The organism is Nocardiopsis alborubida, from assembly GCF_012396365.1.
Classification (GTDB): Bacteria; Actinomycetota; Actinomycetes; order Streptosporangiales; family Streptosporangiaceae; genus Nocardiopsis; species Nocardiopsis alborubida.
The window spans coordinates 111,034-135,474 of record NZ_JAAXPG010000023.1 but is presented as its reverse complement, the minus strand read 5'-3'; the positions used below and the strand labels follow the sequence as shown (position 1 = coordinate 135,474).

General features: G+C 71.6%; 15 protein-coding genes. 6 read left to right on the top strand and 9 right to left on the bottom strand.

Annotated elements, in window-relative coordinates; genetic code table 11:
- The 3 genes from HGB44_RS31640 to HGB44_RS22625 form a co-directional block, all read left to right on the top strand.
- The coding region (locus HGB44_RS31640; RefSeq protein ID WP_233458855.1) for a phosphopantetheine-binding protein at nt 1-440 on the top strand (440 nt) is incomplete at its 5' end.
- Nucleotides 437-6,040, top strand: coding sequence for a non-ribosomal peptide synthetase (locus tag HGB44_RS22630; protein ID WP_168444112.1), 5,604 nt, complete (start codon nt 437-439; stop codon nt 6,038-6,040). The genes HGB44_RS31640 and HGB44_RS22630, both read left to right, overlap by 4 nt.
- Nucleotides 6,041-6,148: 108 nt before the next feature.
- On the top strand, nt 6,149-6,403 hold the full coding sequence (locus tag HGB44_RS22625) for a glutaredoxin family protein (RefSeq protein WP_061080531.1): 255 nt from the start codon (nt 6,149-6,151) through the stop codon (nt 6,401-6,403).
- A gap of 101 nt (nt 6,404-6,504) precedes the next feature.
- On the opposite strand, the gene HGB44_RS22620 is transcribed toward HGB44_RS22625, so the two are convergent.
- Nucleotides 6,505-7,788: an ArgE/DapE family deacylase gene (locus HGB44_RS22620; RefSeq protein WP_061080530.1), complete on the bottom strand. Its 1,284-nt coding sequence runs from the start codon at nt 7,786-7,788 to the stop codon at nt 6,505-6,507.
- A 44-nt stretch (nt 7,789-7,832) separates the two neighbouring features.
- A complete protein-coding gene (locus HGB44_RS22615) occupies nt 7,833-9,173 on the bottom strand; it encodes an MFS transporter (protein WP_061080529.1) in 1,341 nt (446 codons plus the stop codon).
- Between the two features lie 130 nt (nt 9,174-9,303).
- Between HGB44_RS22615 and HGB44_RS22610 the strand changes: the two genes are divergently transcribed.
- Nucleotides 9,304-10,434, top strand: coding sequence for a PucR family transcriptional regulator (locus HGB44_RS22610; RefSeq protein WP_210752021.1), 1,131 nt, complete (start codon nt 9,304-9,306; stop codon nt 10,432-10,434).
- Nucleotides 10,435-10,607: 173 nt separating this feature from the next.
- Here HGB44_RS22610 and HGB44_RS22605 read toward each other — a convergent pair whose 3' ends face one another.
- Both HGB44_RS22605 and HGB44_RS22600 read right to left on the bottom strand, forming a co-directional pair.
- Nucleotides 10,608-13,634, bottom strand: a complete 3,027-nt coding sequence (locus tag HGB44_RS22605; RefSeq protein ID WP_061080527.1) for a glycosyl hydrolase — start codon at nt 13,632-13,634, stop codon at nt 10,608-10,610.
- 636 nt (nt 13,635-14,270) lie between these two features.
- Nucleotides 14,271-15,053 carry an MBL fold metallo-hydrolase gene (locus HGB44_RS22600; protein WP_061080526.1) on the bottom strand — a complete coding sequence of 261 codons (783 nt, stop codon included), beginning with the start codon at nt 15,051-15,053 and terminating at the stop codon, nt 14,271-14,273.
- An 87-nt stretch (nt 15,054-15,140) separates the two neighbouring features.
- On the opposite strand from HGB44_RS22600, the gene HGB44_RS22595 reads away from it, so the two are divergent.
- Both HGB44_RS22595 and HGB44_RS32085 read left to right on the top strand, forming a co-directional pair.
- On the top strand, nt 15,141-15,740 hold the full coding sequence (locus HGB44_RS22595; RefSeq protein ID WP_061080525.1) for an ABATE domain-containing protein: 600 nt from the start codon (nt 15,141-15,143) through the stop codon (nt 15,738-15,740).
- A gap of 110 nt (nt 15,741-15,850) precedes the next feature.
- On the top strand, nt 15,851-16,252 hold the full coding sequence (locus tag HGB44_RS32085) for an alpha/beta hydrolase family protein (protein ID WP_082768357.1): 402 nt from the start codon (nt 15,851-15,853) through the stop codon (nt 16,250-16,252).
- Between the two features lie 56 nt (nt 16,253-16,308).
- On the opposite strand, the gene HGB44_RS22585 is transcribed toward HGB44_RS32085, so the two are convergent.
- The 5 genes from HGB44_RS22585 to HGB44_RS22565 form a co-directional block, all read right to left on the bottom strand.
- Complete coding sequence (locus HGB44_RS22585) at nt 16,309-20,046, bottom strand: choice-of-anchor M domain-containing protein (protein WP_168444111.1); 3,738 nt, start codon at nt 20,044-20,046, stop codon at nt 16,309-16,311.
- Nucleotides 20,047-20,165: 119 nt separating this feature from the next.
- Nucleotides 20,166-20,813: a TIGR03769 domain-containing protein gene (locus HGB44_RS32530; protein ID WP_061080522.1), complete on the bottom strand. Its 648-nt coding sequence runs from the start codon at nt 20,811-20,813 to the stop codon at nt 20,166-20,168.
- Between the two features lie 501 nt (nt 20,814-21,314).
- Nucleotides 21,315-22,526, bottom strand: a complete 1,212-nt coding sequence (locus HGB44_RS22575; protein ID WP_061080521.1) for a GTP-binding protein — start codon at nt 22,524-22,526, stop codon at nt 21,315-21,317.
- Between the two features lie 4 nt (nt 22,527-22,530).
- Nucleotides 22,531-23,271, bottom strand: coding sequence for a class I SAM-dependent methyltransferase (locus HGB44_RS22570; RefSeq protein WP_061080520.1), 741 nt, complete (start codon nt 23,269-23,271; stop codon nt 22,531-22,533).
- Nucleotides 23,272-23,336: 65 nt separating this feature from the next.
- Entirely contained in the window at nt 23,337-24,392 is a 1,056-nt protein-coding gene (locus tag HGB44_RS22565; RefSeq protein WP_061080519.1) for a GTP-binding protein, read from the bottom strand.
- Nucleotides 24,393-24,441: the final 49 nt, after the last annotated feature.

The following is a 24,441-nucleotide window of genomic DNA, read 5'->3' as shown; positions in this document are numbered from 1 at the left end:
ATTCGGGGGTTTTGCGGGAGTGGGTGGCGGGTGCGGTGCCGGGTTATATGGTGCCGGACGCGTTCGTGGGGGTGCCGGCGTTGCCGTTGACGGCGAACGGGAAGCTGGACACCGCCGCCCTCCCCCAGCCTCCGACGGCGCGCGCGAAGGGAAAGCCCGCGAGGAGCCGCGCGGAGAGGATCATGTGCGCCATCTTCGCCGAGGTGCTCTCGGTGGAGGAGGTGGGGATCGAGGACGACTTCTTCGCCCTTGGCGGCCACTCACTGGCCGCCATCTCCCTGGTCGGCCGGGCGCGCTCCGAACTGAGAGCCGATATCACCATCCGCGACGTCTTCCAGGCCCCCAGCGTGGAGCGGCTGGTCCAGAGGATCGGGACGGACGTCAGGCACAGCGCGCGGCCCACCCTGCGGCGTCGCACGCACGAAGGAGTAGAGCTGTGATCCCCGTATCTCCTGCGCAGTTGCGGTTGTGGTTGGTTGATCGGTTGGAGGATGTCGGGGCGGCTTACAACATTCCGTTCGGGTGGCGGTTGCGTGGGGCGCTCGATGTGGGGGTGTTGCGGGCGGCGTTGCGGGATGTGCTGGGTCGCCATGAGGCGTTGCGCACGGTGTTCTCCGAGGTGGAGGGGGAGCCGTTCCAGGAGGTGCTGCCGTTGGAGCGGGCCTGGGAGCGGTTCGTGGTGGAGCGGGTCCGTTCGGGTCCGGGGGAAGTGGGGCCGGCGGTGGAGGCGGCGGCGCAGTATCGGTTCGATCTGAGCTCGGAGTTGCCGTTTCGGGTGTGGTTGTTCGATGTGGGTGGGGATGAGCGGGTGCTGTTGGTGCTGCTCCATCACATCGCGGGGGATGGTTGGTCGACGGCGCCGTTGGTGCGTGATCTGGAGGCGGCCTACGGTGCGCGTTTGCGGGGTGGGGAGCCGGGGTGGGAGCCGCTGCCGGTGCAGTACGCCGATTACACGTTGTGGCAGCGGGAGTTGTTGGGGGAGAGGGAGGATCCGCGGAGTCTGATGGCTGCGGAGCTGGCGTTTTGGCGTGAGCGTTTGGCGGGGTTGCCCGAGGAGCTCGCGTTGCCGGTGGATCGTGTGCGGCCCCGGGAGTCGAGTCATGTCGGGGCGAGTGTGGATCTGGAGGTGGACGCTGAGCTGCATGGGCGTCTGCTTCGTTTGGCGGGTGATCACGGCTGCACCGTGTTCATGGTGGTGCAGGCCGCGGTGGCGGCGTTGTTCGATCGGGTGGGTGCGGGGAGCGATATTCCGCTGGGGGCGGTGGTCTCTGGTCGTGAGGAGGCTGCGCTGGCCGATCTGGTGGGGTTCTTCGTGAACACGGTGGTGGTGCGGGTCGACACCTCGGGCGGGCCGTCGTTTCGGGAGTTGCTGGAGCGGGTGCGGGCGGTGTGTTTGGATGTGTTCGCGCATCAGGAGGTGCCGTTCGAGCGGGTGGTCGATGAGGTGAATCCGGTCCGGTCGCTGTCGCGGCATCCGTTGTTCCAGACGATGGTGTTGATCGAGGAGCCGGAGCCGGTTCCGGGTTTTCCCGGGGTGGAGGCGGTCGCTGAGCGTGTGGAGACGCCCACCGCCAAATTCGACCTGACCTTCGAGTTCAACCTGGCCCTGGGCTCCGACGGCGAACCGCTGGGCGGCAGGTTCACCGTGGGCTACGCCACCGACCTCTTCGATCCGCCGACCGCGCGGGCCTATGCCGCGAGCCTGATGCGCGTCCTCGTCCAGGCGGGTGCCGCCGCCGACGTTCGCGTCGCCGATCTCGACCTGCCCGAGCTGCCGCGGCCGCGTGCCGGGGACGGGGCCGCCCGTCCTGCGGAGGCCGACCTTCGTGGACGACCGCTGTCCGCCGCGGGGGAGGGGACGACTCTGGAGCGGGACGTCGCCGCGCTCTTCGCCGAGGTGCTCTCGGTGGAGGAGGTGGGGATCGAGGACGACTTCTTCGCCCTGGGCGGCCACTCACTGCTCGCCGCCCGGCTGGCCGCCCGAGCCAAGGCCGCGTTCGGGACCGAGCTCGGAATCCGCGACATCTTCCACGCTCCCACCGCCGCGGAGCTGGCGGCGCGGATCGGCGAGACGGCCGGTGCCGCCACGCGCCCGGTCCTGTCCCCGCGTCCGCGACCGGAGCACGTCCCGTCGTCTCCTGCGCAGTTGCGGTTGTGGTTGGTTGATCGGTTGGAGGATGTCGGGGCGGCTTACAACATTCCGTTCGGGTGGCGGTTGCGTGGGGCGCTCGATGTGGGGGTGTTGCGGGCGGCGTTGCGGGATGTGCTGGGTCGCCATGAGGCGTTGCGCACGGTGTTCTCCGAGGTGGAGGGGGAGCCGTTCCAGGAGGTGCTGCCGTTGGAGCGGGCCTGGGAGCGGTTCGTGGTGGAGCGGGTCCGTTCGGGTCCGGGGGAAGTGGGGCCGGCGGTGGAGGCGGCGGCGCAGTATCGGTTCGATCTGAGCTCGGAGTTGCCGTTTCGGGTGTGGTTGTTCGATGTGGGTGGGGATGAGCGGGTGCTGTTGGTGCTGCTCCATCACATCGCGGGGGATGGTTGGTCGACGGCGCCGTTGGTGCGTGATCTGGAGGCGGCCTACGGTGCGCGTTTGCGGGGTGGGGAGCCGGGGTGGGAGCCGCTGCCGGTGCAGTACGCCGATTACACGTTGTGGCAGCGGGAGTTGTTGGGGGAGAGGGAGGATCCGCGGAGTCTGATGGCTGCGGAGCTGGCGTTTTGGCGTGAGCGTTTGGCGGGGTTGCCCGAGGAGCTCGCGTTGCCGGTGGATCGTGTGCGGCCCCGGGAGTCGAGTCATGTCGGGGCGAGTGTGGATCTGGAGGTGGACGCTGAGCTGCATGGGCGTCTGCTTCGTTTGGCGGGTGATCACGGCTGCACCGTGTTCATGGTGGTGCAGGCCGCGGTGGCGGCGTTGTTCGATCGGGTGGGTGCGGGGAGCGATATTCCGCTGGGGGCGGTGGTCTCTGGTCGTGAGGAGGCTGCGCTGGCCGATCTGGTGGGGTTCTTCGTGAACACGGTGGTGGTGCGGGTCGACACCTCGGGCGGGCCGTCGTTTCGGGAGTTGCTGGAGCGGGTGCGGGCGGTGTGTTTGGATGTGTTCGCGCATCAGGAGGTGCCGTTCGAGCGGGTGGTCGATGAGGTGAATCCGGTCCGGTCGCTGTCGCGGCATCCGTTGTTCCAGACGATGGTGTTGATCGAGGAGCCGGAGCCGGTTCCGGGTTTTCCCGGGGTGGAGGCGGTCGCTGAGCGTGTGGAGACGCCCACCGCCAAATTCGACCTGACGTTCAGTCTGAGGGAATCGGAACGCGGAGGGATGCGGGGCAGGCTGGAGTACCGCACGGACCTGTTCGACGGGGCCACCGCGCAGGGGATGGCGGACTGGTTCGTGCGGCTGCTGGACCGCATGTCCGCGGAACCGGACCGGCCGCTCCCCGAGTTCGGCGTGATGTCACCCCAGGAGTGGCGTCACGCGGTCGGCGAGGTACACGGGGCGGACGTGGAAGCGGTGCTCAAACCGGTCCACGAGCTGTTCGCGGAGTGGGTCACCGCGACGCCGGAGGCGACGGCCCTCGTGTTCGGGACGGAACGGGTGGGTTACGCGGAACTCGACGCGCGCGCGGCCCGGACCGCGCGCGCCCTCGCGGACCGCGGAATCGGACGCGGCTCCTTGGTCGGTGTGTTCCTGGAGCGCGGTACCGACCTCGTCGCGACACTGCTGGCGGTTCTGAAGTGCGGAGCGGGCTACACGCTGCTGGAGACCGCGACACCCGTGCCGCGGCTTGAGACCTACCTCGACCAGACCGGTATGTCCGCCGTGGTGACGGACAAGGTCGGGGCCGAGAAGTTCCGCGCGGACGGGGTCGCGGTCCTCCTGGTGGAGGAACTGCCGCTTTCCGGAGCCGACTCGTGCGCCGGGGACGAGCACGCTGACCTCTCCGTTGCTTCGGACCTCGACGACCTGGCCTGCGTGATGTTCACGTCCGGATCGACGGGGACACCCAAGGCGGTCGCGTCCTCGCACCGCTCGCTCGCCTCGACCTTCGTCGGCCAGTCCTATGCGGAGTTCTCCCCGGAGCACGTGTGGCTGCAGTGCGCCCCCATCGGGTGGGACGCCTTCGCCCTGGAGCTGTGGGGAGCCCTGTCCTCCGGGGCCGTGTGCGTGCTCCAGCCCGGTCCCCGCCCTGATGCCGCGGTGATCGCGGAGCTGGTGGCGGAGCACGGAGTGACGTCCCTCTGGCTGTCGGCCGGCCTGTTCAGCGTGATGGTCGACACCTATCCCGAGGTGTTCGACGGAGTCCGCCAGGTGATGACCGGCGGCGAGGCGCCCTCGCCGAAGCACGTCGCCGTCGCCGTCGAAAGGTGGCCCGGGATGCGGCTGGTGAACGGCTACGGCCCTGTTGAGTCGATGGTGTTCACCCATGCCCACCGCATCTCCCGGGAAGAAGCCGCGGCGGACTCCATCCCGCTGGGCGGTGCGATCACCGCACGGCGCGGATACGTGCTCGATGGTGGTTTGGTGCCGGTTCCTCCGGGTGTGGTGGGGGAGTTGTATGTGGCGGGTGCGGGGTTGGCTCGGGGGTATGTGGGTCAGCCGGGGTTGACGGCTGAGCGGTTTGTGGCGTGTCCGTTCGGTGGGTCGGGGGAGCGGATGTATCGCACGGGGGATTTGGTGCGGTGGCGTCGGAGTGGGGTGTTGGAGTTTGTGGGGCGTGCGGATGATCAGGTGAAGATTCGCGGGTTCCGGGTGGAGCCGGGTGAGGTGGAGGCGGTGTTGGGTCGTCATCCGGGGGTGGTGCGTTCGGCGGTGGTGGCGCGTGGGGGTGGGGGTGGTGTGCGTTTGGTGGCGTATGTGGTTTTTGGTGATGAGGGTGTTGATTCGGGGGTTTTGCGGGAGTGGGTGGCGGGTGCGGTGCCGGGTTATATGGTGCCGGACGCGTTCGTGGGGGTGCCGGCGTTGCCGTTGACGGCGAACGGGAAGCTGGACACCGCCGCCCTCCCCCAACCCGAGTTCACACCGCTCAAGTCGGGGCGTACGCCGCGCACCCTGCGCGAAGAGGTGCTGTGCCGGATCTTCGCCGAGTTCCTGGAGGTCCCGGCGCTCGGGATCGATGACAACTTCTTCGAGACCGGCGGGAACTCGCTGCTCGCCGTGCGTCTGATCAAACGGGTCCAGGACACCTTCGGGACGAGGGTTACCGTCCAGACGCTCTTCTCGGCGCCGACAGTGGCCGAATTCGCCGCCAGAATCGGGACGTCCGACCAGGACGACGGCCTGGGCACCGTGCTCCCCCTCCGCAGGGACGGCTCCGAGCCGCCGCTGTTCTGCCTTCACCCGAGCCTTGGACTGAGCTGGTGCTATGCGAGCCTCCTGACCGGCCTCGAAGGGACCGTCCCCCTGTACGGGATCCAGGCATGGGGGTTCCGGGAGGACGAGAGCTTTCCCGAGAGGTTCGACGACATGGTCGACGCGTATACCGACGCGGTGGTGCGTACCTGCCCCGAGGGCCCCTACCGGCTGCTCGGATGGTCGTTCGGGGGGATGCTCGCCCATGCGGTCGCCACCCGTTTGCAGAGCCGTGGGCGCCATGTCGCGCAACTGGTCCTTCTTGACACGCCGTTGGCCAAGGACATCGGTCCGGTCCCCAGCCCCCGCGATCCCGAGGCCGTCCGGAACATCGCGGAGACGTTCGGGGTGGAGCTCGCGGAGGGTGAGGAGTTCGGGTTGGACGAGGCGGAGATCTACCAGCGCGCCGGATTCGCCATCGGCAGTCTGGGCGCGGACTTCATCGACCGGATGACGAATTTCCAGTACAGGATCTTCGATTACGTATCCGAGTTCGAGCCCCGGCCCTACGATGGCGACGTCCAGTACTTCCTGGCGACGGAGAACCGGTCCGCCACCAGCTACTGGCCCCATGACTGGCGCCCCTATGTGTCCGGTGAGATCCGGGTGTACGACGTGGAGTGCACTCACTTCGGGATGTCGCGCCCCGAGGTCCTGCGGTACGTCGGCGAGGTGGTGGGCACCGTCAACGCGCCACGTCGGTGAGCGAGGGGCCCGAAGCCCCCGGGCGCGCCTCCCGGTACCCGCCGCCCCGCGACGGGAGGACCGTGCCGTCGGGCACACTGGCGTGGTGACCACCCCAGGGGAGGACGGATGGACGAGGCGGCGATCCGCGTCTACGGGGCCGACTGGTGCCGGGACTGCCGACGCACGAAGAAGCAGCTGACCGAGCTGGCGGTGCCCTTCGAGTACATCGACGTCGAGCACGACCCGGCGGCTACGGAGCGGGCCCGGGAGATCTCGGGGCGGACGAACATCCCGGTGGTCGTCTACCCGGACGGGACCCACCACGTCGAACCGGACAACGCGCGGGTCGAGGCGAAGCTCCGCGAGCTGTCGGTGATCTGACGACGGTGCCGCCCGCGCACGTGCGCGGGCGGCACCGCCCCTGCCCGCGCCCCGTGCGCGTCACGGGCGCTCAGGGCGCCGTCCCCCGGCCGGGTCCGGTGTCAGGCGGCCTCCTCCAGGCCGCACCACCGCGCGATGAACAGGGCGATGGACTTGGTGATCCGCCGCACGGACTCGACGTCGACGCGCTCGTCGTACCCGTGGATGGCCTCCGAGACCGGCCCGTAGACCAGCGCGGGGATCCCCTGGTACAGGGCGTACACGCGGCCGTCGAGGTAGCCGGGGGTGGTGAAGGTCCGCAGTTCGTCCTTGAAGACGGTCCGGTGGGCCTCGCGCAGCACGTTCTCCGCGTCCGTGCCCTCGGGCAGGACGTAGCCCTCGGCGTAGAAGCCGGTCCGCTCGCCCACGGCCTCGATGGGGTTGCCCGCGTCGTCGGTGGTGGTGCTTCGCAGCACCTCCTGGATCTGCTCCCAGGCGTCGTCGGCGCTCACCCCCGGGTAGATCGCCGCCCGGACCTGGAGCTCGCACCACGCGGGGACGCTCGACGGCCAGTCGCCGCCGCTGATCCCGCCGAGGTTGAAGTTGATGGGGTGGTCCAGGTCCTCGAAGTGGGGGTGGCCGCCCCTCTCGTCGTTCCAGCGCTGTTCGAGGACGCGCAGCCGCCCCATCACGTGGTGCGCCGCGTCGATCGCGTTGAACCCCGACGCCATCTCCCTCGGGTGCGTGGGGTGTCCCGCGACCCGCACGGTGAACCAGATGACGCCGACGTTGGCGCGGACCAGCATGTCCTCCTCGGGCTCGGGGATCAGGACGGCGTCGGCGGTGTACCCGCGCTGGACCGTCGCCAGCGCGCCGTTGCCGGTGCACTCCTCCTCCGCCACGGACTGGAAGTGGATGCGCCCGGCGGGGGCGAACCCGGCCGCGCGCACGGCGTCGTAGGCGAACAGGTTGGCCGCCAGCCCCGCCTTCATGTCACCGCTGCCCCGGCCGTGGAGCCAGCCGTCGATGACGGGGGCGTCCCACGGGGAGCGGGACCACTCCCCGACGGGGCCCTCGGGGACCACGTCGATGTGGCCGTTGAGGATCAGCGAGCGGCCTCCGCCCCGGGCGGGCGTGTAGGTGCCCACCACGTTCTCGACGCCCTCGTAGGAGACCGTGATCCTCCCGGCGCCGGGGTGGGCCGAGATCTCCTCCGGGTCGAGTTCCCACCGGTCCACGGCCAGCCCCCGCCGCTCCATGGCCTCGTGCATCAGGTCCTGCGCCGAGGACTCCCGGGTGCGCAGGGAGGGGTGGCGCACGAGCTCCTGGGTGAAGGCGATCTGGGCGTCGAAGGCGTCGTCGACCGCCGCTTCGATGCGCGCGACGACGTCGGGTGCGAGGTTCATGTGCTCCTCCTGAGGTGGGGCTGTGGTCGGTGCGGGCGGGCGGTTCACGCCGCGGCCCGGGTACTGGCGGCCGCGCGGGTGTCCGCGGCCCTGATCCGCTCGCCGGCCAGGCCGCCGAGCGCGGTGACGGCGCAGATGCCGATGAGGACCAGCACCGCCGGCCAGGACGCTCCGTCGTCCACGGCCAGGAGCGCTGTGGCGATGAGCGGGAGGAACCCGCTGAGGGTTCCGGCGAGGTTGTAGCCCAGGGACACGCCGCTGTAGCGCAGCCGGGGCGGGAAGAGGTCGGCCAGCAGGGTGCCGGTGACGGCGTAGGCCAGGGTGATGAGGCAGATGCCGATGGTCACCGCGGCGGTGATCGCCCACGGGTCGGCGGTGTCGATGAGCCAGAACAGCGGGAACGCGGCCGCGGCGGTGGCCACGGCACCGATCACCGTCATCCGGCCGGGGCCGAAGCGCTCGGCCGCGCGCCCGGCGACCAGGGTCGTGGCGATCTGGAAGACGGCGGCGACGAGCGTGGCGTTCACGACCGCCTGGCGGTCGACCTCCAGGACGGTGGAGGCGTAGGAGACCACGAAGGTCGTCATCACGTAGAAGCCGCCGACCCCCAGCAGCGCCGCGGCGACCGCCACGAGCAGGCGGCCCCCGGCCTCGCGGAACAGGGCCAGGGCGGGCACCTTGGCGCGGTCCTCCATCTCCACCAGCTCCTGGAAGACGGGGGACTCCTCCACCTTGAAGCGGATGTAGAGGGCGATGCCCAGCAGCGGGAACGCGGCGAGGAACGGCAGGCGCCACCCCCAGGCGTCGAAGTCGGCCGCGGGCAGCGTCAGCACCGCGGCGAAGGCGGCCGAGGAGATGAGCGTGCCGACCGGGGAGCCGATCTGGACCAGGGCGGCGTACCGGGCGCGCTGGCGCTCGGGGGCGTGCTCGATGGCGATGGTGATGGCGCCGCCCCACTCACCGCCCACGGCCAGCCCCTGCAGGAGCCGCAGGACCGCGAGCAGGGTCGGAGCGGCGATCCCGATCGCCAGGTAGTCGGGGATCACGCCGATGAGCCCGGTCGCGCAGCCGATCATGACGATGGTCACCAGCAGCGCGGGGCGCCGGCCGTAGCGGTCCCCGATGGTGCCGAAGATGAGGGACCCGATGGGCCTGGCGGCGAAGCCCACGCCGAAGGTCGCCAGCGCCGCCATGAGGCCCGCGCCCGGGTCGAGCTCGGTGAAGAACAGGCGGTTGAAGACCAGCGCGGCGGCCGTGCCGAACAGGAAGTAGTCGTACCACTCCAGGGCTGTTCCGACGAAGGCCGCGAAGGCGATGCGCCTGGCGTCGGCCGCGTTGACCTTCGGCGCTCTCGTTCCGGCCGGGGCCGGGTCGGGCTGTGGCATGTGATCCTCCGGGAGATGTGCACCGGTCGGACGGGACGTGGACGACCAGGTGTGATGCCGATCATCGTCTTGGAAAAAACGCACCTCCACAAGCGCAAAACCCAACGAGAACACCGCCTAGAATGTGCATATGCACAAAACAGCACCGTCGGGTGTCATCCCCAGCGCCGCGCAGGCGTGCCTGGAGGAGTTGGAGTCCGTCGCCTGGACCTACGTCCGCAGGGTCCGCGAGCTGACCGGGTACGCCGAGACCGTCATCGACGACGCCGAGCTGTACGGCACGGCCCGGGCCACGCTCGAACTCCTCCTGGAGCTCCTGCGGGGACAGGACCGCCACGGTGAGCTGCGCGCCCACTCGATCGGGGTCGGGCGTTCCCGCGCCCGCCGCGGGATCCCCCTGGAGTCGCTGCTGCGGGCCGTGCGCATGGACTTCCGCTTCCTCTGGGAGGCGATGCGCGCCCACGTCGCCGAGGCCGACTTCCGCGACTTCTCCGAGGAGGTCATCTCGATCTGGGAGGCGGTGGAGGTGCACACCACGCACGTGCAGACGGGCTACACCGACGAGATCGCGCGGATGCGCGCGGAACTGGAGTTGGAGCACGCGTTCCTCCTCCAGCACCTGCTGAGCGGCTCCGGCGAGGACACGCGCCTGCACGCGCAGGCGGCGCAGGCCCTGGGACTGCGCCCCGACGGCGTACACCTCGTCCTGGTGGCCAACGGCAGCCACGCGCGCGACTTCCGGGGCTGGGTCGGGGAGGCGCTTCCCGGGGCGGTCCTGCTCCGCCTGGACGGGGTGGAGTTCGCCATCGTCCCCGCCGGGGACGCCGCGGGCGCCGCCCGGGAGGCGCTGCTGAGCGAGCCCGTCGGGATCTCCCCGAGCGCCCACGGCATCGGGGAGATCGCCCCGATGTGGCGGCTCGCCCGCGAGCTGGCGGAGTGGGCGCGGCCCGGCGCGGCGGCCACGGTCGAGAACCACTGGACCCGGCTGGTGGGCGCGCGCCTGGGCCCGGCCGCCGAGGCCTTCGCCCGGGACGTGCGGGAGGCGCTCGGGGGGTTCACCGAACGCGAGGTCGATCTGCAGGTCGAGACGGTCGAGGCCTACTACCGGACCGGTTCGGTGACCCAGGTCGCGCAGGCGATGTTCTGCCACCGCAACACGGTGGTCAACCGCCTGCGCCGCTTCGCCGAGGCCACCGGGCTCGACGTCACCAGACCGGTCGACGCGTCCGCGGCCCACCTCGCCTTGAGCACCCTCCGCTAGCTTGGCGTCCAACCCGCCTGCTTGGCCTCAGAGCCGCGTGTGATGTCCGTTTTGTCATTCTTCGGGGCCTGGGGTGGGGGCCGGACGCTTACCCCGCCACACAGGTGATCCGCGCGAACAGGCCGCCGTGCCCGTCCGGGCGGCGCGCGGGGCGCCGCCCGGACGGGCGGCGGTCACAGTTCGGCCTGGCCGTAGGGCAGCAGCCGCACCGGACCCAGCAGCCCGTAGTCCTGTCGGGACACGTCGCCGTAGACGTCGGGGCGGAAGGCCCGCATGCGGTTGATCAGGGTGGTGGCCACCTCCACCTGGATCGTGTTGGAGCCGCCGCGCAGCCAGGAGCCGATGTCGACCACGGTGTCCTGCTGGTCGCAGGGCGGCAGGTCCGTGCCGTTGACCGTGACGCGGAAGGTGTCGCTCACCCGGCCCAGGTCCAGACGGGCGCCGTGGCCTCCGGTCCACCCCTCGCCCAGGTCGACGGTGGTGGTGTAGCGGCCGATACCGGAGGTGTCGGCCAGCCCTTCGATCTCCCGCCAGGGGACGAGGGAGGACAGCGAGTGCTCGTGCAGGACCACCTCGGTGTCGGTGGTCGACCCTCCCGGCCGCCAGTCCTCCACCTCCAGTTCCCAGGTGGCCAGGTCTACGGGGTCGCCGACGGAGTCGATGGCGGTGGAGACGGTGCTCCCGTCGGAGAGGGCGGTGGTGTAGGTGCCCGCCGAGGAGGCCCGGACCATGGCCTTGCGGCCCTCCACCCGCACCTCGTCGGCGTCGGTGCTGTCCACGCGCAGCTTCTTCAGCTGCCCCGGCGGCATCTGCTGTCCCGGCTCGCCGTGGTCGGCCGTCCACGAGGGCGGGGCCAGGGCGATGACCGTCGAGGCCCCCGGCGCCAGGCGCACGCCGACGTCGACCGTTCCGTCGCCGCGCGTGTGCTCGGGCAGGGGGGTGATCCGTCCGCTCCACAGGTCCAGCGCGAAGGGATAGGCGTGGTTGATGTCCGCGGGGAGGGTGACCCGGTGGTCGACGGTTTCGCTGTCGGAGCCGTTGGTGAAGTAGTACAGCTCCAGCTCGTCGTCCCGTCGCCGCGCGTGCAGCAGAGGGGACTCCTGGGCGTGGGAGACGGCGGGCCGTGCGTTCAGTGCCGCGAGACCCGCGGGGATGTCCTCTCGGGCGTCGACCCGGTGCACGCCGGGCTCGGCGAGCAGCTCCTCCATGGCCTGGAGCAGATCCTCGGCCGAACTCTGGTCGGTCCCCGGCTCCTGCGGGGCGCTCCAGTCCCCGACGATGAGGATCTTCAGTCCCGACCGGGCGTACTCCACCATCCGCCGGGCGGTGTCCAGCTCCATGGTGGGAAGCCGTCCGCTGAACGCGTCCCCCTCGAAGACCAGCAGGCTGTAGGCGGGCCCCTCGGGAGCCAGCCGGCCCCCCTCCACCCGGGGCTCGGTGATGCGGAGCAGGCGGGGGCTGACGAACTGGTGCGTCCAGCCCCGGCGCACCCCCTCCTGGCTGAAATAGGCGGCGCCGAAGCCCGATCCGGCGTAGCCCTTCTGGCGCAGGAAGGCCACGTCGACCGTCGAGGTGCCCGACTGGAGGGTGTGCTGGGCCCGCGCGAAGAAGCCGGAGACGTCGGACACGTGCTGCCAGGTGGGGTGGCGAGGCCCCCACGACTCGCTGTAGCCCACACCGCCGCTGTAGGGGGTGAAGGCGGCGAACCCCGGCCACTGCGCTCCGGGCGCGTCGGCGTAGGAGAACCCGTGCAGGACCGCCATGTTCACGCCCGCGGAGTACTCGCGCGCGATGGTGCGCACGGTCTGCTGCCACGTGGTGCTGTAGGAGCCGCCGTAGACCGCGCCCGCCTCGCTGCTGAGCACCTTCTTGCCGCCCAGGTCGCGCCCGCCGGCCAGGGAGCGGAAGTCGTCGAGGTTCTTGAAGCCCAGGGACTCGCCCTCGGCGGTGTCGACGATGGCGGCCTTGGCCACGGCGTCGGTCTGCAGGCCGTAGGGCTGGATCCGGTAGCCCATGCCGAGCCCGTGCGCCCACTCCTGGAGGGGGGCGATGTGATGGTCGATGTAGAGCTGGGAGAGCAGGTCGTTGAAGTCGTTCAGCGCACGGCGGTCGGTGTCGGGGTCGAAGGAGAAGACCTGGTCCTCGTCCACGCGCACGAGCACCGGGAGGTAGGGCACCGGGTCGTAGCCGTGGTGCTCCTCGAAGGCGGAGGGCAGATCGTGCGTCCACAGGGTCGCCTCGGTCTCCATCTCGATGGAGTCCTCGAAGATCGCACCGCCCGCGGGTCCCCGGAGGAGGGCGCGGATCCCGGAGGTGAGGACGTTCTCCTCCCAGAAGTCGATGACCGCCTGGGCGCCGGTGTCGCTGAAGTGGTCGACCACGTAGGAGATCGGTTCGGTGTGCGGTCCGCCCTCGGGGCGCTGTCCCGAACCGCGCTCCCAGTAGGCGATGAGGGCCCAGGTGGAGCCGTCACCCCCGCCCGGGGCGGTCCAGGTCAGCTCCTCGTCCCGTACCGACGCGGTCAGGTCCTGGAGGGTGTCGGCCTCCAGGGCGGTGCGCTCGTCCTCGGGCGAGGCGCCCTCGGCCAGGCGCACCGCCTGCACCGCGAAGAGCTCGCGCGACTCGACCCCGTGCCCCGGCTCCGTCACGGGCTCGGGCAGGGCGCCGGAGGCCTCCTCCCCGGAGGCGAGGTAGCGCACGCCGTGGGCGAGTTCGCGCACGGCGGCCCTGTCCTGCGGGGTCAGGCTGGGCACCGCTGCGGGCCAGGACGGGCCGATGGTCATGTCGACGACGATTCCGCGCTCCTCGGCCCGGGACAGGGCCGCCTCCACGGCCTGGCGCCAGGGCCCGGTGCCCCAGCCGTGCCCCTCGGGATCGAGCGGCTCCGAGGAGCTGTGGTGGACGTCGGCCACCTCCATGCCGCCGAACCCGGCGTCGGCGGCCTGGTCGATCTCCCGGGCCACCTCCTGCGGGTCGACCAGACCGTGCGGCCACCACCAGCGGAACTTGGCGCGGGCCGTGGCCGCCGGGGCCTCGAAGCCCCTGGTGAAGGGCTGCGGGGCCGCCACGGCCGAGGGTGCGCCGAGGGTGGTCGACAGGGCCGCGGCCGTGCCCGCGGCGGCGCCCAGTCCCAGGAACAGGCGGCGTGTGGGGGTGAAACCGGAGCACGGGAGTTCCGTGGACGGTGGTGTGTGGGGCATGGGGGGATTCCTTCCTGCGCTCACCGGAGCGGGGCGCCGAGGGGGATGGAAGGCGTGCGCGCACACGCGGAGCCGGTCGGAGGACAGGCTTAAAACGTTTCAGCGAAGTTTCCAACAGATCCTTCCAGTGGTCAATGGTTGTACGGAAAAAAACCTTGCCCCGCCATCGCCGGACTCTGTTGGGCAGGGCTTTCGGCGTGTGAGTCGCGGCCGGGAGGAGATGTAGGCGTAGTAAGAACGTTTCACTGGGAGGTTTCACCGACCTGCGGGGGAAGGGCCCCGGCCGACGGCCCGTCCAGGGGCGCGCCGGGTCCACCCGGACACCCGGACCGGGGCGGCCCTGCCGTGCACGGGGCCCCGGCCATCCTGGGCGCGCGCGACGACGGTGTGGGCTTCGAGCCGGCCCCGACCCTCCTGCGGGGACGCCGCCTCGCCCGGGTCGGAGCGGCCCGGGCGCACCACCCCGTAGCCCACCGGCACGATCGGACAGGTGCCGGGATCCTGGGGCGGTGCGGTCTGGCGAACTCCGAAGTGCCGCTCCGCCGGACGCGGCGCATGCCGGGGCCTTCATGGCGTCCGACGCAGAACGCCCTCCGCGGCGGGGCGTCGCGGAGGGCGGAGAGGCGGGGGCGGCGATCAGCCCCGCCGGCCCCAGTCCAGCAGGTGGGCCAGGCCCGCCTCGGTGAAGGCGGAGGTCAGCTCGTCGGCGCCCTCGGTGAAGTGGGCCCAGCTGTCGTAGTGGACCGGGACCACACGGCGGGCACCCAGGGTCCGGGCGGCCTCGGCTGCCTGGGTGCTGTCCAGGACCAGCGGTCGGCCCTCGAAGAAGGCGGGGAAGCGGGGCGCTCCCGCGAACAGCAGGGCGGTGTCCACCGGGGCGAAGCGTTCGGCGACCTGTTCGACCAGTTCGAGCGAGGCGTTGTCGCCGCTGACGTAGACCGTGGGCAGGCCGTCGCCGGTCAGGACGAAGCCCACGACCTGGCCGGTGAACGGTTCGACCTCCTCGCGCGGTCCGGGGCCGTGGACGGCCGGGACGGCCGTCACGGTGACCGTTCCGCCGCCGGGCCGGTCCAACTCCACGCTCTCCCAGTCCGTGAGCCCCCGGGCGCCGCCGCCCAGGCGCAGGCCGCCGTCGGGCGTGGTCAGGGTCAGGGGCACGTCGGTCAGCAGGGCGCGTCCGGAGTCGTCCAGGTTGTCGGCGTGCTCGTCGTGGGAGAGCAGGACCACGTCGACGCGTCCGAGGTCGCCGGGGCCGCCCGCGGAGGGCGCGGTCTTGGTCAGCACCGGCCCTCCCTCGCCTCCGTGGTCGCCGGGGCCGTCAAAGGTCGGGTCGGTCAGGAAACGCAGGCCGCCGTACTCGAAGAGAGCGGTGGGGCCGCCGAAGACGCGGACGGGGAACTGCTCGGTTGCGATGGACATGAGCACACACCTCACGGATGGAAATGGTTCAACCGTGATTCACGGTAGTCGCACCTCACGGATGGGGCAACTTGTACCATGAGAAGCATGACGGAAACCGTGACCGGGGAACTCGGCCTGCCGCCCGCGCCAGGGGCGGAGCACCACCCCTCCCTCGCCCTCGCCAACAGCGCGGTCGTCCTGCCGGGCGGGCGCTCGGTGGACCTGCTCGCGATCCCCGCGGAGGCCAACCGGTGGCTGACCGAACGGGGACTGGCCCCGACCGACGCCGGCATGCGGGAGATGTGCGCCACGCAGCTACGCGCGCTGCGCGAGCAGATCAGATCCCTGTTCGCCTCGCACGTGGCGGCCCTGCCCGCCCTGCCCGCCGCGCTGGAGGCCGTCAACGACGCGTTGACCAGGGTGCCCACCGCTCCACTGCTGCGGTGGGACGACAGGGAAGGTCCCTACCGGGCGGCGCCGCATCCCACCACCGAGATCGTCGACCACGCCCTGGCGACCCTGGCCGCCGACGCCGCGGACCTGCTCACGGGTCCCGACGCCGAGCGCCTGACCGCCTGCGGTTCCGCCCCCTGCAACCGTTACCTGCTGCGCCACGGCCGCCGCCACTGGTGTTCCACCCGCTGCGGTGACCGTGCTCGCGCCGCCCGCGCCTACGCCCGTCGCACCCGGGCAGGGGAGGGCTGAGGTGTGATCAGGGTCGGGCCGCTCCCGTCCGAGTGGTCCGTGGGTGCGGTGTGCGGCCGCCGCAGTCGCAGGAGCCTCGCCGACATCAGGGGGCGCCATGGCCGTGAGCCATCGCCGCAGCGCTGGACACAGCCCCCGAGCGGACGGCCCTGGTCGAGCTCGCCGAGTCGGTCGTCCCGTTCGCCCGTCGCACCGTCGAGAACAGCTGTCTGCGCTACAGCGGCGCCCCGGACGTCCCCCGCCAGAAGGCCGACATGCTCGCCCGCTCGCCCGTCAGCCGGGCCGACGACATCACCGCGCCGGTGCTGCTGGTCCACGGCGCCCGCGTCCACCGGCGCAACTCCGACCGCGTCGTCGACGCGCTCCGCTCCCGCGGCGCCGAGGGCGAGTACCTGCTGAACGAGACCGAGGGCCACCGGCCCACCAACCCGGACAGCAACATCGAGTCGCACGGGAGGCTGGAGCGCTTCCTGGCCCGCCACCTGGGCGGGCGGTCCGCGACCGGGTCCTGACCCGAGGCGGCCCGCCGTCCGGCGCGGAGGCGGGCGACCGCTGCGGCCGACGGTTCTCAGGCCTCGCCCCTTCGCCTCGTGCGGGAGAGCATGAGCGCGGTCGCGCCGACCACCGCCAGCAGGACTCCGGCGCAGAGGAGCCCGAGAAGCCTGCTTCCGGTGAAGGGGAGCTTCGCCTCGTTCCGGGGCGGGGGGTCCCCGTCCGGACCGGGGTTCGCGGGGGGCGGACTCTCCTGTCCCGGGGGCGGGGGCTCGGAAGGCTCCGGGCCGCTGGAGAGGGTGAGAACGATGTCGTCCCATCCGATCAGCCTTCCGTCCGTCGCCGTCACCGCCAGGCGGTGACGGCCGACAGGGACGTCGGCCGGGATCGCGAGCCGGTACCCGGCTTCGGGGCCGACCGTCGCCGTTCCCAGGCTGGAGGGTGTGGAGAACAGCCAGTTCTCCACCTCCTGGCCGATGTGCTCCCTCTCCATGCCGACGGTGATCGTCGTGCCGACGACCGCCGTGCGGGGGACCGTCACACCACCGCGGGCGGGATCGGTCAGGTCGTCCTCGCTCGGAGGACCTGGCGGCTCCGGTTCGGGCTCCGGCTCGGGTTCGGGCAGGGTCACCGATGCGGAGGCCTCGGAGCGGGGAGAGGTTCCGACGCTGTTCGTCGCCGACACGACGGCGCTGTAGGCGGGACCGGGGGAGAGCCCGGGGAAGGAGGTGCTCGAACCGTCTCCCCCGACCCGTACGGTGGCCTCCTCCGTCTGGTCCGCCAACAGGGTGACCTCGTATCCGGTGACGGGAGTGCCTCCGTCACCGGCGGGTTCCCAGGAGACGTCGATCGTGTCCTCACCGCTGACACGGGCGGTCACCGAGCGCGGAGCCCCGGGAACGGAGAAGGTGCGGACCGGGTCCGAACGTTCCGACTCCTTCCCCGGAACCCCGTCCACGACGGCGGACACCGTGACGGTGTACTCCGTGCCGGTCTCCAGCCCCTCCACGGTCACCGCGGTCTTCTCCGGGGGCACGTCGGCCGTCGCGGTGACGTCCTCTTCCCGGTACACGTTCACCAGGTATCCGGACAGCCCGGAGGGGGACACCGCGTCCCAGGACACGTTCACCGAGGTGCCCGACGCGGCCGTGGCCGCGGGCCGTCCGACGGTGACCGGCTCCTCCTCGGCGCCCCCGGTCGTGGCCTCGGCCGCAACCGAGGGAGGGGACGTGCCGACGGTGTTCGTCGCGGTGACCACCACACTGTAGGCGGTGGAGGGGTCGAGGCCCGTGACCGTGGCGGACAGCTGGTCGGCGGACACGTCCTGGGTCACCACGACCTCGTCGTCCCGGCTGACGATGACGGTGTAGGAGGTCACGGGGGAGCCCCCGTCGGAGTACAGCGTCCACGAGACGTTGAGCGAGTCCGGGCCCGCCGCGGAGGCCCGCACGTCGATCGGCTGCACGGGCGCTGTCGCCGGGGGTTCGATCTGGACGTAGTCCGACGCCTCCGAGGGCTCCGACTCCCCGTGCGCGTTCACCGCCCCCACCTGGGCGCGGTAGGAACCGACGGGCACGTCCTCGAACCTGTGGCTGTGTGAGGAGGCGTCCACCTCGGCCGTCAGGGGGACGCCCCACACCGGCTGGAGCGTCACGGTGTATCCCGTGACGGGGGAGCCCCCGTCGGTTGCGGGGGCCTCCCATCCGACGTCGACCACGCCGTTCTCGGGAGACAGCGCGGTGGGTCGCGGGGGCGGGTCCGGTGCCCGGCCGGGTTCCTCGTCGGACGGGCAGTCGGCGGGGTCGACGCCGGTCACCGGTGTCGTACCCACCGCGATCGTGAGCGTGCTGCGGTGCGACACCTCTCCCGAGCCCGCGAGGGCCGCGCCGCGGACCGTGTCCAGGCAGTAGACGCCCTCCTCGGTGAAGGCCCAGGTGCCGTGGGCGTGGGTGCCCGGCGGGATCGAGAAGGAGTCCCGCCCGCCGGAGGAGGTGTCGAAGAGGACCTCCGGCTCCCCGAAGGCCCCCGTCTGGTACAGGAAGAGCTCTCCGGGACCGTGGAACCCCTCGATGCGCCAGTCGACATCTCCTTCGAGGGTCCCCGGGGGCAGTTCCTCCGTGGACCATCCCGGCCACAGGAGCCCCTGCTGCTGTTGCTGGTTGACCGACCACAGAGGCGTGTCGGGATCGCCGAGGAAGGAGAAGCGCTCGTCCGCGGGCACCACGGTCCGGCTCTCGGGCAGGAGCTGGAGGACCGTCTCCTCCGGCAGGCGGTGGGTCGGCGCGCCCGGTGCCGTGTCGTCCTTGACCCGGGTGAGCAGGTCCCCGGTGTCGGACAGAACGCTGGTCACGTCCACGTGTCCGTCGTTGAGGACGACGGCTCCCGCCTGGTTGGTGGAGCCGTTGGGGACGTACACCTCCTCGTCGGGGCCGGGCTCCCCACCGCCTCCGCCGTCTCCGCCGCCTCCCCCGTGGGAGCAGGGCACCACGGCGGCGCGGTCGAAGCCGTCGCCCGCCGCGAAGGTGAGGGTCGTGTCCGTGGAGACGGGCGTGCCGTCCGCCAGGGTGGCGGAGAAGGTCAGCGGCACACAGTAGACACCCGCCTCGCTGAAGGTCCACCGGGAGAAGGCGTCGGAGAAGCCGGGGCCGAGCGTGTAGGTGTCCTTGGAGTCCTCGCCCGAGTCGAACCCCTCTCCGGGAGGGGTGACCAGGGCGTTCGTCATCGTGAGTGTGCCCGGTCCCTCGGCCCGGCCCATCGTGACGGTCAGGTGCGAGTCCTCGGCCAGGGCGCCGGGAGCGAGGCGTTCGGTCGACCACACGAATCCGGAGGAGTCCAGGCCCGAGGCGGGGATGAGGTTCCTGTAACCGTCCACGGACCACGAGCCCCGCCAGGACGTGTTCGACGAGTAGACGGTGTCCCCGGGGTCCTTGTGGGCCACGTCGAGGGAGGCGGCCGAGGGGGAGACGGCCACGGCGGTCCTCAACTCGTCGCCGTCGAGGAAGACTTCCAGCGCTCCGAGCCGGGAGGAGAGCGTCAGCGCCTCCCCCGGGGACTCCACGGCGGGGGCGGGTTCCGGCGGGGACACCGGGGGCGGCTCACCACCGGCCCCGCAGGGGACCACCTGGTCCCGGGGGGTCTCGTCCCCCACGAGTACGGTGATCTGCTCGTTGGCACTGACCCATGATCCCGATGTGAGCCGGGTGCGGGCGGTGACGTTCAGGCAGTAGACCCCCTGCTCGCTGAAGGCCCACTCATAGTGCGAGTGCCCGTGGGTGGGGATCGCCGAGTCCGGCAGTCCCTGGCGGGTACTCCACACCAGGTTGGTGGACTGGATGGCCCCCGGCCATCCGACGTAGACCTCGCCCGGGCCGCTCACCCCCTCCAGGGTCATCGACACAGGTGCGCTGATCCGGGTGGTGTCCAGCGACTCCAGGCTGAAACCCGGCCACAGAGCCTGTCCGCCGTCCGGGTGCGGGCGTCCCGCCGCGGGGAAGTACCAGTAGGTGTCGCCCTCCTCCCCCAGCAGGCCGTAGTCGGTGTCGGACACGGTGTTCCCCGTGTCGCGGGAAGCGGGGACCGTGCCCCGCAGGGTGTCGGCGAGGACGACCGAGTCCAGCGGGGTCAGGTCGGTGTCCATCCCGAGGACGAGCTCTCCGTCCTGGAGGGCCACGCGGATGTCGTGGTGCCCGCGGTCCACGAAGGTCGGGCCGTCGTCCGGTTCGGCGTGGGCGGTGGAGAACGACCCGAGGACGCAACAAGCCGACACCGCCGCCGCCCCTAGGGCGCGCGAGCGCCACTGCGGTCTGGGGGACATGGGGAACCTCTCTGGGGGACCGCCCGGTCCTGGGAACGCGTCCGGCGGTCGGGGGACTGTTCTGGGGGAAGCCCTGCGGGGCCGGGGCCGAAACCCCGGCCCCGGCCCCGCCAGGCGGATCAGCCGACGATGAAGGTGAAGGGCACGGTGGCGGAGGAAGCCCCGCCGGAGGTGACCCGGAACGAGAGGGTGTAGGTGCCGGGGGCGGTGAACTGCCACTTCACGTGCTCGTGCACCGGTCCGCCGTAGGTGGCGGAGGGGGCCGAGGGGGTGAAGAGGGCGGTACCCGCCTGGGAGGCGCTGAACCCTCCGGCGCCGCTGCCGCTGTAGGAGGCCGACACCAGGGTGTAGGTCACCGAGCCCGGCAGCGTGGAGTCGCTGGCGAATCCGGCGAAGGGCAGCCCGTACGTGGTGGCGTCGCTGTAGGACTCGGGCAGGACGTAGCCGCCCAGGGCGGGGGTGTGGGGGACCCTGATGGCGGTCAGGGCGGGGGAGAGGAGCCCGGAGGGGATCTCCGGGTCCCCCCAGGGCACGGCGTCGTTCCTGACCTCCAGGACGATGGACCCTCCGGAGAGGCGCGCGTGGACGACGTCGACGTGCCCCTCGTCGATCTCGTACACGGCGGCGGCCGCCGGGGCGGCCATGGCGACGGTCAGGCCGATCGCGCCGGCCAGCGCGAGCAGGAGCGCCCGTACCCGGTGCGGCACCGATGCCCGAGGCCGGGGGGAGGCGGCGGCGGAGACGCGTGTACGCGTTGCGGTGGACATGGGGTGTCCCTTCTGGGGTGAACAGGCGGGCGCCGACCCGCTCCCGGGACCGGGCGAGAGGCCAGTGGGGGCTGGGCCGTGCGCCCACCTGTTCGGTTGGGGGTGTGGTGACCGTGCGCCAAGACAGCAGGGTGTGATCTGTCCGTTGTGTCGTGGATTCGCACGGTCATCTGTGATGCTATTTGAAAATGATAATCGTTTTCTAGAGAGGTTTGAGTGACCTGGGTCACTGGGCGAGGGGTCGCGGGATCGCGGGGACGCACGCCGAGGGCGGGGGACGGCCTTTCGGTCCCGGGACCCCGCGCGCGACGTTGTGCCGGGAGGTCCCGCCCGGAGCGGTGCCCAGCCGCGTCCTCGCGCGCGGACGCAGCGGGAGCACCGCGGAACCGCGGATGGATGAAGACGAAGGCGATGACGGCCATGATGACGGTGCCGGTGATGACGGGCAGGGGCGGTCAGACACCGTGGAGGGTGGTGCCCGCGCTGGGGCGGCGACGAAGGTCAGGCGTGTTCGTGGTGCCGGTGCTGGCCGTGCACGTCCCACTCGGGGAAGGGATCGTCGAACGACTCCCAGGGGGAGGAGAGTTCCTCGTCGGTGAGCAGGCAGGAGCGCAGGGCCGCCTCCAGGGGGCCGTGCCGCAGGGAGGTGCCGATGAACACCAGTTCCTGCCTCGGCTCCACCGGTTCGCTGTCCACCAGGTCCTCGGGGGAGTAGCCCAGGGCGGCCCCGTCGGCGGGGTCCCACACACCCGCGGGCTCGAACCGGGCCACCGGCCCGGCCTGGGACCACAGGCCCGTCGTGCGGGCACGGGTCGCCAGCCAGAAGAAGCCCTTGGCGCGCAGGACGGTGCCGTGGCGGTCCCCTCCGAACCCGGAGGAGAGCAGCTCCCACAGGCGACCGGGGTGGAAGGGGCGGTCGGCCCGGAAGACCAGGCTGGAGATCCCGTACTCCTCGGTCTCGGGCACGTGGTCGCCGTTGATCTCCGCAACCCAGCCCGGGGCGCGGGAGGCGCGTTCGGGGTCGAAACGGTTGGCCCCGACGAGTTCGCGCGGGTCCACCCGGCCGTGCGCGACGCGCAGGACGCGGGCGAGCGGGTTGAGGCGCCGCACCGCGGCCTCCACCCGTTCGGCATCCTCCTCCGTGACCAGGTCGGTCTTGGTGATGAGCAGGAGGTCGGCGAACTCCACCTGGTCCACGAGCAGGTCGCTGATGGTGCGCTCGTCGTCCTCGTAGGCGTCCAGCCCGCGCTCGGCGAGGTCGTCGCCCCGGTGGAGCTCGGCGAGGAAGTTCGCGGCGTCGACCATCGACACCATGGTGTCCAGCCGAGCCCCCTCCAGGAGGGGGCGCCCGTCGGGGCCGGGGACGGAGAAGGTGGCGGCCACCGGCATCGGCTCGGAGATGCCGCTGGACTCGATCAGCAGGTGGTCGAACCGGTCCTGCTCGGCGAGCCGGGCCACCTCCTCCAGCAGGTCGTCGCGCAGGGTGCAGCAGATGCAGCCGTTGGTCATCTCCACCAGGCGCTCGTCGGTCCGGGACAGGTGCCCCTCGCCCCGGACCAGGTCGGCGTCGATGTTGATCTCGCTCATATCGTTCACGATGACCGCGACCCGCAGGCCGTCCAGGTTGCCCAGGAGGCGGTTGAGCAGGGTGGTCTTGCCCGCGCCGAGGAAGCCGGACAGCACGGTCACGGGCAGTTCGGTGAGTGCGCTCACGGCCTCATCCCTCCGGGAGGAGCTTGTACAGCCCTGCCTCGGCGGGGCCGTGGGGCAGGACCCGCAGGCCGTGGGGGGAGGTCTCCGCGCGCAGCGCCTCCTCGGTGAGGGTCCACCAGGCGTAGCGGACCTCGTCGCGGGCCAGGACCCGGTCCCCCTCGTGTACCTCGTAGGTCATGTGCCACTCCACCTGCTCGGGGCCGCTGGGCTCGGCGGCGGCCCAGCCGACGTAGGAGCGGCCGCCGACGCGGACCTCGCTCATCCGTGCCCGCTCCACCCGTTCGGGTTCCAGCGGGGCGGCGAGGTTGAGCAGGACGAAGGCCCCCGGAACCAGCCGCGGGGCCAGGTCCTCCCACAGGCGGTCGCGCTCGTGGGGGCTGAAGTGGCCGACGAGGTTGGCCATCACCATGCCGCCGATCCGGTCGGGCAGGTTCGCCGAGAGCAGGTCGTCGCCGTCCACGGTCACCCTCTCGCGCAGGCCGGGGTCGTCGGCGACCCGGGCGAGCAGCACCGTCCGCAGCAGGAGGGAGGGCTCCACGGCCAGGACGCGGGCTCCGGGCAGGGCCGCGGCGATGAGGCGGGTCCCGTGGCCACCGCCCGCGCCGGCGTCCACGACGGGGCCGGAGTCCCCGGGCAGGGAGGCCAGCGCCTCGGACAGGATCGCCCGGTGGTGCTTCCACCATCCGGCGATCATCAGGTCCAGGTACTGCCCGGAACGGGCGTAGGGGTCGTCGTACTCGGTCAAGGGCCTTCCTTCCTGGGGTTCGACGTGTCGAGGAGTCGAGTGAAAACGAAAATCGTTTTCGAACCCTAGCAGGTGCCGCCGCTGCTGCCCTCCCAGAGAGGGGCGAAGAGGTTCTCGCACAGCGGGCCGTCCCGTTCCCAGGCGAGGACCTCGTCGTCGGTGAGCAGGCAGGAGTCCAGCAGGGGGAGCAGGCGCGGCGTGTCCACGCCCAGCCCGGTGAAGGCGACGTGCTGGCAGCGGTCGCCCGTGCGCGGGTGCCAGCCGAACGTGTCGGTCGGTCCGCGCAACTCGGCGGCCAGGCGGCGTGTCCCCGCCGGCAGGGCCGCCAGCCAGGGGCCGCTGGGCTCGAAGGAGAGCGAGAGGCCCACCGCCTCCCAGGACAGCATCGCGTCAGGCATGCTCGCCAACCACAGGCGTCCCCTGCTGCGCAGTCCGGCGCCGGCCGTCTCGTCCAGTGCCTCGAAGAACCGTTCGGGGTGCAGTGGACGGAACCGCTTCCACACCACGGTTTCCGCCAGGTCGCCCTCGGTGCTCGGAGGAAGGGGAGGGAACGCGGGCGACAGGCGGGCGGCGGCGTCAACGCCGTCGAAACACCTGCCGAAGAGCGGCGCCAGTTCGCGTGGGGAGGGCTCGGCCAGCAGCCGGGCCGAGGGATTCAGGTGCGCCAGGAGGGACAGGCACAGCCGTCCCTGGGGGTCGGCGCGCCCGGCCCCGACCAGGGCGAGGTGGTCGGCGTAGTCAACCTGGCGCAGGAGAGTCTCGGCCGTCGTGCGCGGATCGTTCTGGTCAGAGCTCAGGTCGCGCGAGTGCGCGGTCTCGCCGCTCACCAGGTCCGGTACGCACTGCTGGGCGTCCACGACGGTGACCACTCCGGCCAGGGCTGTGCCGCTCCCGCCGCGGCCTGAGGACATGAGCGCTTCGGCGGCGATCGCCGGGTCGGTGCCCCCCGGCACCTCCACGATCCGGAGCGGATCCTCTCCGTGGTGTGTGGCCTGTGCGGGGTCGAACCGTGAAGCCGTGGCGCCGGGGGCGGCCTCCGACAGGGTGTGGACGACGCGGCGCCGGGCCTCGTCGTGTATTCCGGTCACGATCACCGTGCGGGTGGACCGGTCATCGGTCACGACTGTCCTCGCTCTCCAGTGCGCGGCAAGGCGGGGGCGGCGACCCGCG